This is a genomic window from Rhizobium ecuadorense (assembly GCF_001187535.1).
GTDB classification, from domain to species: Bacteria; Pseudomonadota; Alphaproteobacteria; order Rhizobiales; family Rhizobiaceae; genus Rhizobium; species Rhizobium ecuadorense.
This window is the reverse complement of record NZ_LFIO01001107.1, coordinates 205,817-221,025: the sequence shown is the minus strand read 5'-3', so window position 1 is coordinate 221,025 and position 15,209 is coordinate 205,817. Positions and strand designations below refer to the sequence as shown.

The 15,209-nt window shown below is 58.8% G+C and carries 17 protein-coding genes; 9 read left to right on the top strand and 8 right to left on the bottom strand.

Features of this window, described 5'->3' with window-relative positions:
- Window positions 1-26 precede the first annotated feature (26 nt).
- A complete protein-coding gene (locus tag AF337_RS23260) occupies window positions 27-581 on the bottom strand; it encodes a YceD family protein (protein WP_049733999.1) in 555 nt (184 codons plus the stop codon).
- A 10-nt stretch (window positions 582-591) separates the two neighbouring features.
- Window positions 592-1,182: a ubiquinol-cytochrome C chaperone family protein gene (locus AF337_RS23255; RefSeq protein WP_082336853.1), complete on the bottom strand. Its 591-nt coding sequence runs from the start codon at window positions 1,180-1,182 to the stop codon at window positions 592-594.
- 188 nt (window positions 1,183-1,370) lie between these two features.
- On the opposite strand from AF337_RS23255, the gene AF337_RS23250 reads away from it, so the two are divergent.
- A complete protein-coding gene (locus tag AF337_RS23250; RefSeq protein ID WP_007626276.1) occupies window positions 1,371-1,904 on the top strand; it encodes an outer membrane protein assembly factor BamE in 534 nt (177 codons plus the stop codon).
- 167 nt (window positions 1,905-2,071) lie between these two features.
- Here the strand turns inward: AF337_RS23250 and AF337_RS23245 are convergent, their stop codons facing one another.
- From AF337_RS23245 to AF337_RS42495, 4 genes are all read right to left on the bottom strand, one after another.
- On the bottom strand, window positions 2,072-4,210 hold the full coding sequence (locus AF337_RS23245) for a sodium-translocating pyrophosphatase (RefSeq protein WP_049733997.1): 2,139 nt from the start codon (window positions 4,208-4,210) through the stop codon (window positions 2,072-2,074).
- 198 nt (window positions 4,211-4,408) lie between these two features.
- On the bottom strand, window positions 4,409-4,891 hold the full coding sequence (gene nusB / locus AF337_RS23240; protein WP_003587419.1) for a transcription antitermination factor NusB: 483 nt from the start codon (window positions 4,889-4,891) through the stop codon (window positions 4,409-4,411).
- A 3-nt stretch (window positions 4,892-4,894) separates the two neighbouring features.
- The gene (gene ribH / locus AF337_RS23235) at window positions 4,895-5,350 is read right to left on the bottom strand and encodes a 6,7-dimethyl-8-ribityllumazine synthase (RefSeq protein WP_003574043.1); all 456 of its coding nucleotides are present in this window, start codon (window positions 5,348-5,350) and stop codon (window positions 4,895-4,897) included.
- A gap of 3 nt (window positions 5,351-5,353) precedes the next feature.
- A complete protein-coding gene (locus AF337_RS42495; protein WP_152971163.1) occupies window positions 5,354-5,563 on the bottom strand; it encodes a hypothetical protein in 210 nt (69 codons plus the stop codon).
- Window positions 5,564-5,693: 130 nt separating this feature from the next.
- Between AF337_RS42495 and AF337_RS23230 the strand changes: the two genes are divergently transcribed.
- The 6 genes from AF337_RS23230 (at window position 5,694) to AF337_RS23205 (ending at window position 10,216) form a co-directional block, all read left to right on the top strand.
- Window positions 5,694-6,053 carry a hypothetical protein gene (locus AF337_RS23230; protein ID WP_049733996.1) on the top strand — a complete coding sequence of 120 codons (360 nt, stop codon included), beginning with the start codon at window positions 5,694-5,696 and terminating at the stop codon, window positions 6,051-6,053.
- 177 nt (window positions 6,054-6,230) lie between these two features.
- The gene (locus AF337_RS23225) at window positions 6,231-6,734 is read left to right on the top strand and encodes a cupin domain-containing protein (RefSeq protein ID WP_049733995.1); all 504 of its coding nucleotides are present in this window, start codon (window positions 6,231-6,233) and stop codon (window positions 6,732-6,734) included.
- A 10-nt stretch (window positions 6,735-6,744) separates the two neighbouring features.
- On the top strand, window positions 6,745-7,260 hold the full coding sequence (locus AF337_RS23220; protein WP_049733994.1) for a GNAT family N-acetyltransferase: 516 nt from the start codon (window positions 6,745-6,747) through the stop codon (window positions 7,258-7,260).
- Between the two features lie 299 nt (window positions 7,261-7,559).
- A complete protein-coding gene (locus AF337_RS23215; RefSeq protein WP_244471299.1) occupies window positions 7,560-8,423 on the top strand; it encodes a glycosyltransferase family 2 protein in 864 nt (287 codons plus the stop codon).
- 66 nt (window positions 8,424-8,489) lie between these two features.
- Window positions 8,490-9,227 (top strand): class I SAM-dependent methyltransferase, encoded by a 738-nt coding sequence (locus tag AF337_RS23210; RefSeq protein ID WP_049733992.1) that lies wholly within the window; start codon window positions 8,490-8,492, stop codon window positions 9,225-9,227.
- 2 nt (window positions 9,228-9,229) lie between these two features.
- Complete coding sequence (locus tag AF337_RS23205; RefSeq protein WP_049733991.1) at window positions 9,230-10,216, top strand: fatty acid desaturase family protein; 987 nt, start codon at window positions 9,230-9,232, stop codon at window positions 10,214-10,216.
- Window positions 10,217-10,260: 44 nt separating this feature from the next.
- Here the strand turns inward: AF337_RS23205 and AF337_RS23200 are convergent, their stop codons facing one another.
- Complete coding sequence (locus tag AF337_RS23200; protein ID WP_152971162.1) at window positions 10,261-11,283, bottom strand: hypothetical protein; 1,023 nt, start codon at window positions 11,281-11,283, stop codon at window positions 10,261-10,263.
- A gap of 147 nt (window positions 11,284-11,430) precedes the next feature.
- Here AF337_RS23200 and AF337_RS23195 point away from each other — a divergent pair, with 147 nt between their 5' ends.
- Window positions 11,431-12,612, top strand: coding sequence for an ATP-grasp domain-containing protein (locus AF337_RS23195; protein WP_244471297.1), 1,182 nt, complete (start codon window positions 11,431-11,433; stop codon window positions 12,610-12,612).
- A complete protein-coding gene (locus tag AF337_RS23190) occupies window positions 12,609-13,823 on the top strand; it encodes a Gfo/Idh/MocA family protein (RefSeq protein ID WP_049733988.1) in 1,215 nt (404 codons plus the stop codon). The genes AF337_RS23195 and AF337_RS23190 overlap by 4 nt, the downstream gene beginning before the upstream one ends.
- A gap of 225 nt (window positions 13,824-14,048) precedes the next feature.
- Here AF337_RS23190 and AF337_RS23185 read toward each other — a convergent pair whose 3' ends face one another.
- On the bottom strand, window positions 14,049-15,158 hold the full coding sequence (locus AF337_RS23185) for a DegT/DnrJ/EryC1/StrS family aminotransferase (RefSeq protein WP_049734142.1): 1,110 nt from the start codon (window positions 15,156-15,158) through the stop codon (window positions 14,049-14,051).
- Window positions 15,159-15,209: the final 51 nt, after the last annotated feature.

Genomic DNA, 15,209 nt, shown 5'->3' with positions numbered 1-15,209 from the left:
GAATTATGTCAAATGCCAGAGGCGCTTCAGTCCTTTTTCCAATCCTTGAGGGCAGCGAAAGCCGAGGGCTTTTTGTCGTCCTCTCCGCTATCCTCGATATGGCCTGCGAATTCGATGTCTTCCTTCCGCGGATAGGGATCGATCGCAAGAGCGGCGAATTCGGCAACCACCTCGCCGGCATCGATCGTATCGCCGACAAAGGTTTCGGGCAGATCGGGACCGTCGGGATCGAGCAGCATCTCGCCGGCATCATTGCCGGCCTGGCGGGCAAGCTTGGAACCTTCAGGCACGAAGATCTGCTCGAAGCTCTCGTCGATGGCGGATTCGACCGGCTCCAGCGTCACGACGCAGGACTGGACGATTTTCGCCTTCACGCGGCCCTTGATGCGCACGCCGTCGCGCTTCCAGCGGGCAATCTGCAGATCGGCGCTGAGATCGTCGACGGAGACGACGTTCCAGCTCTCGGCAAGCGCCTTCAATTCGCTGGCGTCGGCCTCGACATGAACCTCGACGGGATTGGCCGAGATATGGCCGACCTTGACGTGATAGGAGAAGGGAACATCGTCCCGATGGCTCTTCATGATTTCCTCCTTAAGCAACTGGCGGGAGCGTTGCCGAACCGGTGGCGATCTCCTCTTCGGCGAGAGCCGACAGATGCGATTCCGCGGCGATCATCCAGCTTGCGAGGCCGGACATATCGGCCGGCGCCGGGCTTTCCGGATAGATATTGCGCGTGAGCGCCAGGGCCAGCGCTTCGGTATCACCCGTGTCCATCGCCTTCGAATAGGCTTCGAGCCGGCCGTAAAACATGCCGGCGAGCTTCTTCATGCGCTTCGGCACGCTGTTGTCGCCGATGCCGAGTTCGCGGATCGAATAGTCGATATCCTGGAAGAAGGCGTCGACGATCTCCTGGGCGATCTCCTGGCCGCTCACGGCGGAGCTGCGCGTGCGGCGGAAAAACAGAATCATGGCGATCGACAGCATCTCGAAACGGCCCATGACCGTATCCGGCACATTGAGCCGCTCATAAATCTCCGGCATGCGCGCGGCCGCCGTCAGCAGCGCATATTGCCTGTCGACGATTGCCTGATTGTTGTTTTTCCTACGGAACAGCCCGAAGATCATTGTTTTTTCCGGAAATGCCTCATTCTTCACGCCGGCTGGCCTCTGGCCTTGTTGCATGATTTCGAAAGCTGGTTTACCGAAGCAGGCGCGAATTGCAATGCCGATCGTGGCCAGTTTCGGGACGACGCCCTCGACGCGTCAGCGAAGCGAATTCGGGATATTCGACCCGGAATGGCCACAATGGTTTTGCAGGAGGTAAAGCGTGCAAGGCCCCAAATGGCTGCTATCGACACTCAAGGGAGTAGATGTCGTTGAAGAAACGGTATTTCAAGTCTGACGTGAAATTCTTCAGCAGTGCGGCCATTGCCTTTATAATCGCCTCCACCACAGCTCTTTCCGGTTGCCAGACCAGCACCGTGCTCAATGGCGGATACGTCGCCGATCAGCAATCGCTGAACCTCGTTCCTGAGGGATCCAGTCGCGAGCAGGTGCTGCTTTCGCTCGGCACCCCGTCGACGACCGCGACCTTCGACGGCGAAGTCTTTTATTACATCTCGCAGCGGCGCACGCGTGCGGTCGCCTTCCAGAAGCTGAAGGTCGTCGACCAGAGCGTTCTGGCGGTCTATTTCGACAAGGACGGCGTCGTCAGCCGCCGCGCCAATTATGCGCTGCAGGACGGCAAGGTGTTCGACACGATCGGACGCGTCACGCCGACCGGCGGCAAGGAACTCACCTTCCTGCAGCAGATGCTATCCGGCGGCAGCGCTGCAAGTGCTGCCCGCAGCCTGTTCGGCGGCGGCGCCGGCGGCACACCGCAGAATCCGAGCAGCCTGCGCTGATCGGCTGCAGCGCCGCGCGCCATCCGAGACGCGCAAAGGACGCTGTCACTCTTTGAATCTACGCATCGGCCCGATGCGTTAGAGACCTCCAATAAAAAACCCGCCTTCCGGCGGGTTTTTTATTGGTCAGGGTATGGTACCGCGGCGAACCGCAGTGCCTGGATGTATCAACCGGCGAGAACGGCGAGCAGCAGCAGCGCGACGATGTTGGTGATCTTGATCGCCGGGTTGACGGCAGGGCCGGCGGTATCCTTGTAGGGATCGCCGACGGTATCGCCGGTGACGGAAGCCTTGTGCGCATCCGAACCCTTCATGTGACGCACGCCGTCCTTGTCGACGAAGCCGTCCTCGAAGCTCTTCTTGGCATTATCCCAGGCGCCGCCGCCCGATGTCATCGAGATGGCGACGAAGAGACCGTTGATGATGACGCCGAGCAGCGATGCGCCAAGCGCGGCGAAGGCCGAGGCCTTGGAGCCGGAGATGAGCAGCACGCCGAAATAAACGACGATTGGGGCCAGCACCGGCAGCAGCGACGGCACCAGCATTTCGCGGATGGCGGCCTTGGTCAGAAGGTCGACGGCCTTGCCGTAGTCCGGCTTGTCCGTGCCCTGCATGATGCCCGGCTTCTCCTTGAACTGACGGCGCACCTCTTCGACGATCGAGCCGGCGGCGCGGCCGACGGCCGTCATGGCGATGCCGCCGAAGAGATAGGGGATCAGGCCGCCGAACAGCAGGCCGGCGACGACATAGGGGTTCGACAATTCGAACGAGATTTCGCCGATATTGGCGAAATAGGGATATTGGTCGCCATGGGCCGCGAAATACCTCAGGTCGTTGGCGTAGGCGGCAAAGAGCACCAGCGCGCCGAGACCGGCCGAGCCGATCGCGTAGCCCTTGGTGACAGCCTTGGTGGTGTTGCCGACGGCGTCGAGCGCGTCGGTCGACTTGCGCACCTCAGGCGGCAGATGCGACATTTCGGCGATGCCGCCGGCATTGTCGGTGACCGGGCCGAAGGCGTCGAGAGCGACGATCATGCCGGCAAGGCCGAGCATGGCGGTGACCGCGATGCCGGTGCCGAACAGGCCGCCGAGCTGATAGGTGGCAAGAATGCCGCCGACGATGACGATGGCCGGCAGGGCGGTCGATTCCAGCGAGACCGCCAGGCCCTGGATGACGTTGGTGCCGTGACCGGTGACCGACGACTGGGCGATCGACACGACCGGACGCTTGCCGGTGCCGGTGTAATATTCGGTGATGACGACGATCAGCGCGGTGACGACGAGGCCGACAAGACCACAGACGAAGAGGTTCGTGCCGGTCACGTCGGCGCCGGCGACGGTGCCGAGCGAGCCCCAGCCAACCGTCAGCGAGGTGGCGGCGCCGAGACCGACGATCGACAGCAGGCCGGTGACGATGAGCCCCTTGTAGAGAGCGCCCATGATCGAGCCGTTCGAGCCGAGCTTGACGAAGAAGGTGCCGATGATCGAGGTGATGATGCAGGCGCCGCAGATCGCCAGCGGATAGATCATCGCAGACTGCAGGATCGGTGCGCCGGCAAAGAAGATAGCAGCGAGAACCATGGTGGCGACGACGGAGACCGCATAGGTCTCGAAGAGGTCGGCGGCCATGCCGGCGCAGTCGCCGACATTGTCGCCGACGTTATCGGCAATCGTTGCCGGGTTGCGCGGATCGTCCTCGGGAATGCCGGCTTCCACCTTGCCGACGAGGTCGCCGCCGACATCGGCGCCCTTGGTGAAGATGCCGCCACCAAGACGGGCGAAGATCGAGATCAGCGAAGCGCCGAAGCCGAGCGACACCAGCGCATCGATGACTTCGCGCGAACCGCTCTCATGGCCAAGGCCAAAGGTCAAAATGGTATAGTAGATGGAGACGCCGAGCAGGGCGAGGCCAGCCACCAGCATGCCGGTGATCGCACCAGACTTGAAGGCGATGTCGAGACCGGCGGAGAGGCTGGCGGAAGCCGCCTGGGCGGTGCGCACATTGGCGCGGACGGAGACGTGCATGCCGATGAAACCGGCAGCCCCGGAAAGCACGGCACCGATCAGAAAGCCGATGGCGGCCGTGGCGGAAAGAAGCAGCCAGGCTGCGATGAAAACAACGACGCCAACGAGGGCAATGGTTCTGTACTGGCGCGTCAGATAGGCTTGGGCGCCTTCGCGGATATAGCCCGCGATCTCCTGCATGCGGCTATTGCCCTGATCGGCGGCAAGCACCGACCGGGTTGCCCAGGCGGCATAGACCACCGAGAGCAGACCGCATGCGATTACGCATAAAAGAATCGTCATTTCGCTCTTTCCTCCCATAGGCCGGAGATCACTCCTCCTCCGGCAGATACGCCGCCGAATCGCCTTCCTCTCCACAGAAATGCCACAGCTAAGCGGTGCGGAGATTGCGTGGTCGATCACGTGGCGTCAAGACCGCAACCGGCGAAAACCGTTGCAGTGCGAAGAAAGACTTAGGGAGATTGTTTGGCGGCTAAAGACTTACTTCTTCGTCTCGCCGCGAACCTGCTTGGCAATGCGGTCGAGCACCGCATTGACGAGCTTCGGCTCGTCGTCGTCGAAGAAGGCCTGGGCGATCTCGACATATTCGGTAACGATGACCGCCACCGGCACGTCCTTGCGGTCGGTGATCTCGAAGACGCCGGCGCGCAGAATGGCGCGCACGGTGCTGTCGAGGCGCGACAAGGCCCAATCATCCTGCAGGGCTGCGGCAATCAGAGGATCGAGACGGGTCTGATCGCGCACGACGCCGGAAACGATCGAACGGAACCAGCCGGCATCGGCCTTCAGATAGGTCGCGCCGTCGAGTTCCTGGCCAAGACGGTGCGCCTCGTATTCGGCGACGATTTCCAAAACGCCGGTGCCGCCGACATCCATCTGATAAAGTGCCTGAACGGCAGCAAGACGGGCAGCGCCCCGCTGGTTTGCAGTCTTGACCGGCCGTTCCGTCTTGTCGTCGTTCATTCTTTATGCACCCAGTTTCTGCTTCAGCTCGATCATCGTCAGAGCCGCGCGGGCGGCAAATCCGCCCTTGTCCTTGTCCGAGCGGCGCGCACGCGCCCATGCCTGTTCGTCATTTTCGACGGTCAGAATGCCGTTGCCGATGGCAAGCGACTCGCTGACCGCAAGATCCATCAATGCGCGCGAGGATTCGTTCGACACGATATCGAAGTGATAGGTCTCGCCGCGAATGACCATGCCAAGGGCGACATAGCCATCATAATGCGTTCCGCCATTGTCGTCTCCATCGAGCGACATGGCAATCGCCGCCGGAATTTCCAGTGCGCCGGGAACGGTGACGACCTCGAAGGTGGCGCCGGCCTGTTCCAATGCGAAGGTCGCGCCTTCGAGCAGGGCGTCGGCCATGTCGTCGTAGAAGCGGGCCTCAACGATCAAAATATGGGGAGCGGTCTCTCTCGGCATGGTTCACCTTCGTTTTGTGGGGCGTTTTCCACTCGGCAGCCCGCGGTCAAAACATGCCTTCACCAGAATGGCAAGCACTTTCGCCCGATGCCGCAGCACCAAAGAGGAAATATCCGCAAGGGGATAGCCGCGCCACGACCGCACCGCTCGGCAGGCCTTTCGAGCCAGTTTTTCCGCATGCCTGGAAAACGGCAATTCGAAGGCGGATTTCATGAACAATTCTTAATGGGTTTTCAGTGACTTAACCTATTGAATCGCGCGGAGAAGAACGCCAATTCCATGTCGTGACAGACGATCCCCTGCAACGACAGCCGACCGTCAAAGCAGATGAAAGGATATAATCATGAACCGCGTTGTCACTATCACCCTCGCTGCAGCCCTCTCCTCCCTCGCATTTGCCGGCGTCAGCCGGGCCGAAAGCCTCGGGATGAATACTGCCCAGGGCATCGAGCAGACACTCCGGACCTTCCACGGCAGTGATTTCAACGTCGAGCAGGTCCATAACTGGCGCAATCTCGACGACGAGAGCACCGGGCCGCGCTCGGCGCCGGAACGTTCCGGCCAGGCCGTTCATGCCATCCAGGCCTCGATCGACGCCAACAGGTCGCTGGCCCGTCGGCTCAACAACGAGGGCGTCGACGTCCGCAACATCGTCAATGCCGAACAGGCAGCCGACGGAAGCCTGACCTTCTACGTCCGCTGACGCTTCAGCGCATCGCGTCCCTTTCGGTGCGCGGCGCTCAAAGCATGGGCGGCGGTCTCCTCTCCGCCCATGCTTTTCTCCGCCTATGCCTTTCTCCGCTTATGTCGGCGATTTTCCAGAAAACCATTGAATTTTCACAGGCGATGATGGTTTCTCTTCCTGCAACAGGAGGACATCATGGCCAGGGAATCGAAGGCGGTGATCAATATCGCCGATCTCAAGCTCGACCACTGGCAACAGGGCGCGCTCTATGAAAGCCTCGACACTTCGTTCGGCACCCTTCTCGGCCTGACCGGCCTCGGCATCAGCTACAACGAGGTGCCGCCGGGCAAATCGGGCTGCCCCTTCCACAATCACCATGTCGAAGACGAGCTTTTCTACGTGATTTCAGGCACCGGCGAATACCGCTTCGGCAGCGAACGCCATGCGATCAAGGCGGGCGACGCGCTCGGCGCCCCGGCCGGCGGGCCGGAAACGGCGCACCAGATCATCAACACAGGCACGGCTCCGCTCGTCTATCTCGGCATCTCGACGATGGCGAAGACCGAGATCGTCGAATATCCCGATTCCGGAAAATTTCTCGCCAAGACCAATAGGGGCGATAGCAAACCTCAACGCTTCCGCCATATCGGCCGGCCGGAAAGCGATCTCGACTATTGGGACGGCGAGCCCGGCGCCTGAAGGACCCGATATGACCGACATTCCAACTCTCGAAACCGAGCGGCTGACGCTCCGCCCTCACCGCCTCGACGATTTCGAGGCACATGCGGGACTCTGGGCGGACGAGCATGTCGTTCGCTTTATCAGCGGCATCCCATCGACGCGCGAACAGAGCTGGAGCCGCCTGCTGCGAATTGCCGGCATGTGGCACCATATGGGCTTCGGCTTTCTCGCAATCGAGGAAAAGGCGAGCGGCCGGTTCATCGGCGAAGCGGGATTCATGGAATCCCGCCGCGAGATGGAACCGTCGATCGAGGGAACGATGGAGGCCGGCTGGGCACTGATGCCCTCGGCGCATGGCCGCGGTTATGCCACCGAGGCGCTGACTGCGCTGATCGGCTGGGCGGAGCGCTATTTTCCGGGAAAACCGATGAGCTGCATCATCAGCCCGGAAAACCAGGCTTCGCTCAGGGTCGCAGCCAAACTCGGTTTTCGCGAGATCACGCGCACGCAGTATAACGGCGAGATCATTCAGTTTTCGCGGTAGGGAATGCCGCCAAGGGGCAGCGTGACGCGGAGCGTCCACCGCACCGGCCCGATGTTCGTGGAATGCGGAGTTGCGAATGCCCGAGGGCGCGCTACTTTCTCCAGGAAACTATCTATCCATCTGGCCAGATCAGCGGCCTTATTTGCCGCTTGGCCTTCTCCTTCTGCGCAAGCCTCGCGTAACGTCCGCGTTCTATGGTCACGGCAAGTGGTCTGCTTCGGTCCTTCGGAGAGCCGGCCACCGCTCTCGCCGACGCAGGCTGGAGAGAGGCGTTTCAAGGGGAGAAGCATTTGCCGCGCGTGTCGATCTGTATACCGGCCTACAAGCCCGATTTCTTTGAACTCGCCCTGAAGAGCGCAATCGCGCAAAGTTTCGATGACACGGAAATCATTGTCTCTGACGATTGCCCGACGGATGCAATCGAGAAAATCTGCGAGAGATACTCAGGCGTTATCCAGTACAGCCGCAATCCGGATCCTGCCGAGTACAAAAACGTCATACGGCTCGCCGGGCTCGCCAGCGGCGAGTACATCAAATATCTCTTCGACGATGACGTCCTCAATCCGTTCTGCATCCAGTACCTGCTCCAGGCGCTTGAAGCCACACAGAACAGAGGAACGAAACTCGCGTTTTCCCCGCGCTATTTCATCGACGAGCGAAACCAGGTTACAAATCTCGGCAACGGATTGATGGTCGAAGGCTCTCTGAAGGTGATCGAGGGTCACGACTTCATACGCATCACCGCCGTCAAGCATCATAATCTGCTTGGCGAATTCTCGTCGGTGCTCATGCGAACGGCCGATTGCTTCGATGAATCCGGCCGTTTCGGTCTTTTCAAGGTCGTCGATGGCATCATTTCCGGGCCACTCGATCTTTCCTCCTGGGTCGGGCTTTCCCTCCGCGGGGCGATCGTCGGGCATCCCATGCCTCTCTCTTATTTTCGCCAGCACACCAATTCACAGTCCAACCCGGTGGCCAACCGCTATTTCATCTATTCGATCACCTACTACGAGGAAGTGCTCGATCTCGCGATCGAGAAGGGCTACCTGCAGCCCTCCGATCTGCCCGTCGCCTATCGGAACCTCGTCAATCACTATTCCTACTGGAGAGGATCGTTCCCGGAACTGGATGAACGGATCGCCCGCATCAGCACACGTCTCTAATTCCCAGCAGGCGCAATAGAAATCGCAAAGGATTAAATCGCAATGGACGGAATCACGGGATCAGGGATGCAGAAGCTCATTGAAAGTGCCGAGGCATTACGCTTCGCGCTTGCCGCGAAATCGGGAATTTACGAACTGAAATTGCGCGCGCTTTTGGAACTCGCCGACGAATTACAGATCGCGAAAGAATATACCGCCAGCCTGCCGCCGATTGAAATCGGCAGCATCACGCTTGTCGACCAGGTTGTCTTGGTGCTGCTCGCCAAGATCGTGACGCCCCACAAGATCATCGAGATCGGCACCTACAAGGGTTTCACCACACGCCTTTTCATCGAAAACACGCCGGAAGACTGCAACGTGGTCTCCATCGACCTGCCGAGGGGCCTCACGGCGCATCTGGCAGAGACCGACGAGCGCAGCGCCTTGTCGTCCGCCGAGCAGAATGACGATTATCTCCGCAAGCGCCAGGAAATCGACGGAGAAGCCTATCTCGCGTCGATCACGGAGGCGCAAAGGAAGCGCCTGACGCTAGTCAAGGAAGACTCGACGACGATCAATTTCAAGGAGGCCTTCCAGTCGGCCGAGATGATCTTCATTGATGGCGGGCATGAGCACCAGATCGTCCGGGCGGATACGGAAAACGCATTCGGCATCGTCAAACGTGGCGTCATCGTCTGGCATGACTACAATTCTAAGATCCACGGGGACGTCACCGAGTATTTGGCGGAGTTCTCGAAATCGCAGGTGGTCTTCCATGTCGCAAACAGCCTTGTGGCCTTTGCGTTGGTCAACATAGAGCTCTGATCATGGGTGCTAGCGAGATCAAAATCGGCAGCCTGTTGACGAAGGACGAGTTCCGGGAACTAACGGCATCGAACGACTGGATCGCTTATTCCCACCTCGCGCTCAGGATCGGCATCCATGCCGGCCTGCTTTTGGCGATGGTCCGCGCATGGGAAGGCAGCTATCCCGCGCTTGCTGTCGCAGCCTTTTATCTTAACGCCGTCCTATGGCAGTTCGCCGGCTATGCCGGCATCGGCCATGAGCTGTTTCACAAGAAGGTCTTCAGCAGGAAATGGCTGAACACGCTGCTCTTCAAGCTGTTTTCCTATGTGACCTGGAACAATCCGAGCTATTTCGAAAAAAGCCATCAGTTCCACCACGCTTCCACTTTTCATGAGGATGACAGCGAAATATATCGCGATTTTCCGCTCGACTTACTGGGTGCAGCGCGTCTCGTCCTGCTTGATTATCAAAGCCTTTGCAGGCGGATTCTCTATGCGCTCTGCAATGCCTTCGGCTACGAAGCTTATTTCGGCAAGGGCATCCGACTGAAACTGATGCCTCCCGAACGGCGCGCGGCGCAATCCGATGCGATCTCTATGCTTGCGCTCAACGCCATCTGCCTGGGGCTGTTTTTCCTGGTGACGCGGTCGCCTGCGCTCGCTCTCATGTTTTTTGTCACGCCGTTCGTCGGATCGCTGCCGAATCGTATCCTGGCGCTTGCGCAACACGTCGGTCTTGAAGACCACAAGGACGAAAGCGCGCTTCTTTTTTCAAGAACGGTCAACCTGCCGGCACCGGTCGCATTCTTCTATGCCAACATGAATTACCACGCCGAGCACCACCTGCTGCCGTCGGTTCCCTATTACAATTTGCCGAAGCTGCATGATATCCTGAATGCCACGCTCAAAATGGAGCGCGAGGAAAAGGAATTCGGCTATCTCTTCACCCGGGACTTCTGGAGTTCGGTCGGAGTATCGGCAAGATTGGAAGGCAATGCCGTGCCCTGAATGACAGACTGGAGGGTTTTCTGCGCTCCAGTCTGTCGGCGCAATCAGCCCTTGGACGTCAAGATCATGAAGCGCATAACGTTTGGCCGCCCCTCGGAGCAAATAAGGTAGCGGTTGTCGTCAGTGAAATCGTTCAATTCCGGAAACTGCGTCAGGTCCCTGACTGCGGGAGCAATGAATTCGACATTGAACAACGCTGCGGCCGAGGTGAGGAAACGGGTGTATTTGTCCCAGAAATCCTCAACCCAATTGTGGATCTCGATGACGATCGTCGCCTGTTTCAGGGCCGCCAAGGAGTCGTCGTCGAAGATTTCGAATTCCGCACCCTCGGCGTCAACGAGAACGACTGTTTTCGCCAGATCAAGGTGGCTGAGCTTTTCATAAAACAGCCTGTCTGCGGCGCCGAATATTTCGATCCTGTCCGACACGGAATTCGACTCGGCATTCGATGCAATGGTGCGCTGCCCTTCCTCGCTTAGCTCGAAACAGACGGCGTTTTTCACCCGACCCGACCGAAGCATGCCGATCGCATAGTATCCATCGGCCGCGCCGACGTCGACGAAGCTCTCAAAGCCATCCAATCTTTCGGAGAACAGGAAATCCAATACTTCATTCTCATAGAGGCCCAAGAGCATCGACCCGAAGTCGCCGCCGCCCCACCAGTTGTTCTTCGCAAGCGAAAGCCCCTTGAACGGACCGTATTTCACCACCCCGCCAAGCAGGTCGTAGATCTCCGACGACACGCGTCTTCTTCGCTGAAGAATCGTTTCCGAGCGCCATTGCTCTCGCATCTCCATTGTCGCGCGGGACTGCCGTTCGAACACCTTTTGGAAGAAGATACGCTCGCCTTCAATCAGATCAGGCAGTTTTTCATTCATTGCTCGGCGTCTCTTTTCGCAGCTGCAGTCTGCATCTTTGTCCGATTCGGACGTTGGAATCATAGCTGAAAGCGTATGAGATGGTACTCGGCTTAACAAGGCGGCCCGTCTGCTTCCCACAAACAAGGCAGCGACGCCGGGATGAACACAGACGCCGCCCAGACGGCAAGCCTCAGGCAACGCCCGCATCCTATGACTCTCGCCATCGCGTCCGTTTCAGTCTTTCGCGAAACCGGACGAAGTGGAACGGCACACCCTGTTTCGGTCTGTGCCGTTCCAACAGGTCAACGTGCAGCGCATCTGACCCATCCAGAGGGGCGTGGAATGGATTTGAGAATGACCAAGAGAGCATTGCTTGTCGGCAGTAACTTCAGCGCAGTACCTCTTCTATTCGCTTTGAAAAGGCGCGGCCTGCATATTTCCGTTTGCGGAAACCGGCCGGATGAGCCCTGCCACGCGCATGCGGATCAGTCGCACGCCATCGACTACAGCGATCCGAACGCGCTGCTTGTCCTCGTCGAGAACGGCGATTTCGATTTCATCGTGCCGACGGGCAATGACGTTGCCTATATGTCGACCACCTTCGTTGCAAAAAAACTCGGATTTCCACGCTTCGATTCGATGGAAACCGCGACGATCATTCACACGAAGCAGGCGTTCCGTAGCTTTACCGAGCAGTACGATATCCCCGCGCCGCGTTCGGTTCGCCTGCATGGCGGCTCGCTGATGGAGACTGGCGCGCTGCGCTATCCGTTGCTGGTGAAGCCAAGCGACAGTTTCAGCGGCCGTGGTGTCACGAAAGTTTTCGACCGAGAAGAACTTGCCGACGCTATCGCCGATGCCCGGCGCAACTCGCGCACGGCGGAGATCGTTATCGAAGAATTTATCGAAGGCAGCCTGCACAGCCATTCCGCCTTCATCAAGAACCAGGAGATCGTCTTCGATGTCTTCGTTGACGAATATTGCACAGTCTATCCATACCAGGTCGATTCATCGAACCATCCCTCGCGCCTTTCCGATACCCTCCGCTCGAAGACGCGGGCCATTATGGCGCGCGTCGTCAAGCTGCTCGGACTGCAGGACGGCCTGATTCACACGCAGTTCCTGTCGAATGACGACGATGTCTGGATCGTCGAATGCATGCGGCGCTGTCCGGGCGATCTTTACGGCTCGCTTGTCGATCAGTCTCTCGGCATTGATTATGCTGACCTCGTCATAACGCTGCTGCTGGGTGAGGAGTTTTCCGTCAGACCGCGTTTCAATCCACCGCTGTTCTTCGGGCGCCACACCATCACCTCTGAAACGCCCTCGACGCCGTTTTCGTTCTCGCATTCCATTCCATCATCCGATGTACGCATCGCGCAGCTCAAGACCACCGGCAAGCCGATGAATTCGGCACCGCTCGACAAGCTTGCTATCCTTTACGCCCGTTTCGAGACCCGAGACGAGATGCTGAAGGTGGCGCCGGATTTCAAAACGTTCATTTCGCTCCAAACGATGCAAGGAGATCTCGCATGACCCGCTCAAGCCATGGAGTACCGGAGAAGCTGCACCTCGCCTTTCTAGGCGGTGCCGTCAATTCCGCTGTGGGTCGCGCTCATCGCGATGCAATCGAGCTCGATCAGAAATTCGATCTTGTCGCCGGCTGCTTCAGCCGCCATGACGACATCAATCGCGAAACGGCGAGGCAGTACCGCATTTTGCCGGAGCGCTGCCATGCCGACTTCGATACCTTGCTCTCGAAAGAGGCCGGCAACATCGATGCTCTCGTCGTGCTTACGCCGACGCAGCAGCATACCAAGCAGGTTGTCGCCGCACTCGAGGCAGGTATTTCGGTGATCTCGGAAAAGGCACTTGCCGGTTCGAGCGCCGAGACGCGCAAGATCGACAATGCGCGCAATAACGGAGCCTTTCTGGCCGTAACCTACAACTATACGGGATACCCCATGCTCCGCGAAATCCGCAGCATGGTCGAGCAAGGTGTTTTCGGTGAATTGCAGCAGATTCATGTTGAGATGCCGCAGGAGAGCTTCCTCCGTTTCCGCCGTGACGGGACGCCGATGACGCCGCAGGATTGGCGCCTGCGCGACGGCGCCGTACCGACGGTTTCGCTCGATCTTGGCGTTCATGTGCACTCGCTGCTGCATTTCCTCACTCAGCGCGAGCCGAAAGAAGTCTGCGCAACGAGCCAGAGTTTCGGTAACTTTCCTCAGGTGCTGGACAATGTGCAGGCCCTAGTGCGCTGCGCCGGCGGCCTGCATTGCAGCATGTGGTACGGTAAGACCGCGCTTGGGCAACGCAATGGCCTGCGTGTGCGGCTCTATGGCTCCAAGGCGTCGATCGAATGGCTTCAAGAGACCCCCGAGGTTGCCTATTTCTACGACTGCAACGGCCGCAAGCAGATCCTCGATCGCGCCAGCCCGGATATCATGATCGCTAACGATACCCGCTACGAGCGGTTCAAGGCGGGCCACCCCTCGGGCTTCATCGAAGCCTTCGCGAATTATTATGCCGACCTTGCTGACGCCCTGCTGCAACGTAAGCACAATACCGCAAGCCTGCCCCATCCCTACGTACTTGGGCTCGCGGAGGCGGAGGAAGGACTAAGGCTGCTGGAAGCGATCGAACGCTCGCGGCTTGAGAACCGTTGGGTCGAGATTGAGCCGCAAGGCGCACGGCGCCCGGTGACGGAGCGAATCGAAATCCAAGCTCCGCAACTGGCGCTTTAATCGGCTTCTGAGGGATAAAAGAAGGCGGCGTGATCGATGGTCACGCCGCTTTTCGTATGAGCAGCGGCCGGCAATGCGCCCGTTGGCGATTTCTTGTCTGGTCACCCGCCACCAGAGCTCACCCTTCAAGTCTGCTGACAAATGGCGGCCTAGCCTATCGGAGCGCGATCTCGCACCGCAGATACTTTCGATCTGCAGTGCGAGATGACAGTCCGAATACTGTTTTTAAGCCGACGCAATGAGCGCGCAGACCTTGTCGACGATCTCCATCTCCATGTCCGGATAGATGGGAAGGCAGAGCACCTGCTCTGCGGCTTCGGTTGCGACCGGCAGATTCGAGGGGTGCGCGGAAGGCAGGCTGCGGTACATCGAAAAGTTTGAAATCAGCGGATAGAAATAGCGGCGCGGATGAATATTGTTTTCCTTCAGCCATTCATAGAGCCCATCGCGTGAAATGGGATAGCCAGGGCGTACGAGGATCGGGAAATACGAGAAATTGGAGACGGTCTCGCCGGAACGGTCCAGACATTCTATGCCCGCAACGCCGCGGAGCCGCTCGCGGTATGCAGCATCGATGAGCTCACGCCTTTCGAGTGCGAGCTTGATGTATTTCAGCTGCAACAGGCCGAGCGCAGCGTTGAATTCGCTCATCTTGCCGTTCGTGCCTGGCGCCACCACGGTCACTTCATCGACGTAACCGAAGTTCTTCAACTGGTCGATGCGGGTCTTCGTCTTGACATCAGGGCAGATGATAGCCCCGCCTTCGAATGTGTTGAAAACCTTCGTCGCATGGAAGCTCAGGATGGAAAGGTCGCCGTGATTGAGAATGCTTCCCCGTTCGTCTTCCACGCCGAAGGCATGGGCGGCATCATAGATGACCTTGAGATTGTAGAGATCGGCGATCTTCTGGATCGCATCGACGTCGCAAGGGTGGCCGTAGCAATGCACCGGCATGATCGCCGTCGTCTGCTGCGTGATCGCTGCCTCGATCTTCGCTGGATCGAGATTGAGCGTCACCGGATCGACGTCGACGAAGACGGGCTTTAAGCCGTTCCAGAGAAGCGAATGCGAAGTGGCCACGAAGGAATAAGGCGTGGTGATGACTTCGCCCGTGACGCGGAGCGCCTGAAGCGCCGTCAGCAACGCAACGGTGGCGTTCGAAAACAGGCTGATGTGCTTCACGCCGAGATGGCTGCAGAGCTCCTGCTCCAGTTGCTCGTGGAAAGGCCCGCCATTGGTCAGGATGCGATTGTTCCAGATAGCTTCCAGCGAAGGAATGAATTCTTCGAGCGGCGGCAGGCTGGGCTTCGTTACATAGATCTTTTCGTTTTTCATGACGCCGTCCAAAGTTGGGCACTAGCACGCAATTGGCCTGGCGCGAACATC

What these genes read in the sequence shown, in the direction of transcription:
- AF337_RS23230 (WP_049733996.1), top strand. Translation starts at nt 5,694, where the DNA reads ATGAACCGCGTTGTCACTATCACCCTCGCTGCAGCCCTCTCCTCCCTC.
- AF337_RS23210 (WP_049733992.1), top strand. Translation starts at nt 8,490, where the DNA reads ATGCAGAAGCTCATTGAAAGTGCCGAGGCATTACGCTTCGCGCTTGCC.
- ribH (WP_003574043.1), bottom strand. Translation starts at nt 5,350, where the DNA reads ATGCCGAGAGAGACCGCTCCCCATATTTTGATCGTTGAGGCCCGCTTC.
- AF337_RS23255 (WP_082336853.1), bottom strand. Translation starts at nt 1,182, where the DNA reads ATGCAACAAGGCCAGAGGCCAGCCGGCGTGAAGAATGAGGCATTTCCG.
- AF337_RS23225 (WP_049733995.1), top strand. Translation starts at nt 6,231, where the DNA reads ATGGCCAGGGAATCGAAGGCGGTGATCAATATCGCCGATCTCAAGCTC.
- AF337_RS23250 (WP_007626276.1), top strand. Translation starts at nt 1,371, where the DNA reads ATGTCGTTGAAGAAACGGTATTTCAAGTCTGACGTGAAATTCTTCAGC.
- AF337_RS23205 (WP_049733991.1), top strand. Translation starts at nt 9,230, where the DNA reads ATGGGTGCTAGCGAGATCAAAATCGGCAGCCTGTTGACGAAGGACGAG.
- AF337_RS23200 (WP_152971162.1), bottom strand. Translation starts at nt 11,283, where the DNA reads ATGCGGGCGTTGCCTGAGGCTTGCCGTCTGGGCGGCGTCTGTGTTCAT.
- AF337_RS23220 (WP_049733994.1), top strand. Translation starts at nt 6,745, where the DNA reads ATGACCGACATTCCAACTCTCGAAACCGAGCGGCTGACGCTCCGCCCT.
- AF337_RS23185 (WP_049734142.1), bottom strand. Translation starts at nt 15,158, where the DNA reads ATGAAAAACGAAAAGATCTATGTAACGAAGCCCAGCCTGCCGCCGCTC.
- AF337_RS42495 (WP_152971163.1), bottom strand. Translation starts at nt 5,563, where the DNA reads ATGAAATCCGCCTTCGAATTGCCGTTTTCCAGGCATGCGGAAAAACTG.
- AF337_RS23245 (WP_049733997.1), bottom strand. Translation starts at nt 4,210, where the DNA reads ATGACGATTCTTTTATGCGTAATCGCATGCGGTCTGCTCTCGGTGGTC.
- nusB (WP_003587419.1), bottom strand. Translation starts at nt 4,891, where the DNA reads ATGAACGACGACAAGACGGAACGGCCGGTCAAGACTGCAAACCAGCGG.
- AF337_RS23190 (WP_049733988.1), top strand. Translation starts at nt 12,609, where the DNA reads ATGACCCGCTCAAGCCATGGAGTACCGGAGAAGCTGCACCTCGCCTTT.
- AF337_RS23260 (WP_049733999.1), bottom strand. Translation starts at nt 581, where the DNA reads ATGAAGAGCCATCGGGACGATGTTCCCTTCTCCTATCACGTCAAGGTC.
- AF337_RS23195 (WP_244471297.1), top strand. Translation starts at nt 11,431, where the DNA reads ATGACCAAGAGAGCATTGCTTGTCGGCAGTAACTTCAGCGCAGTACCT.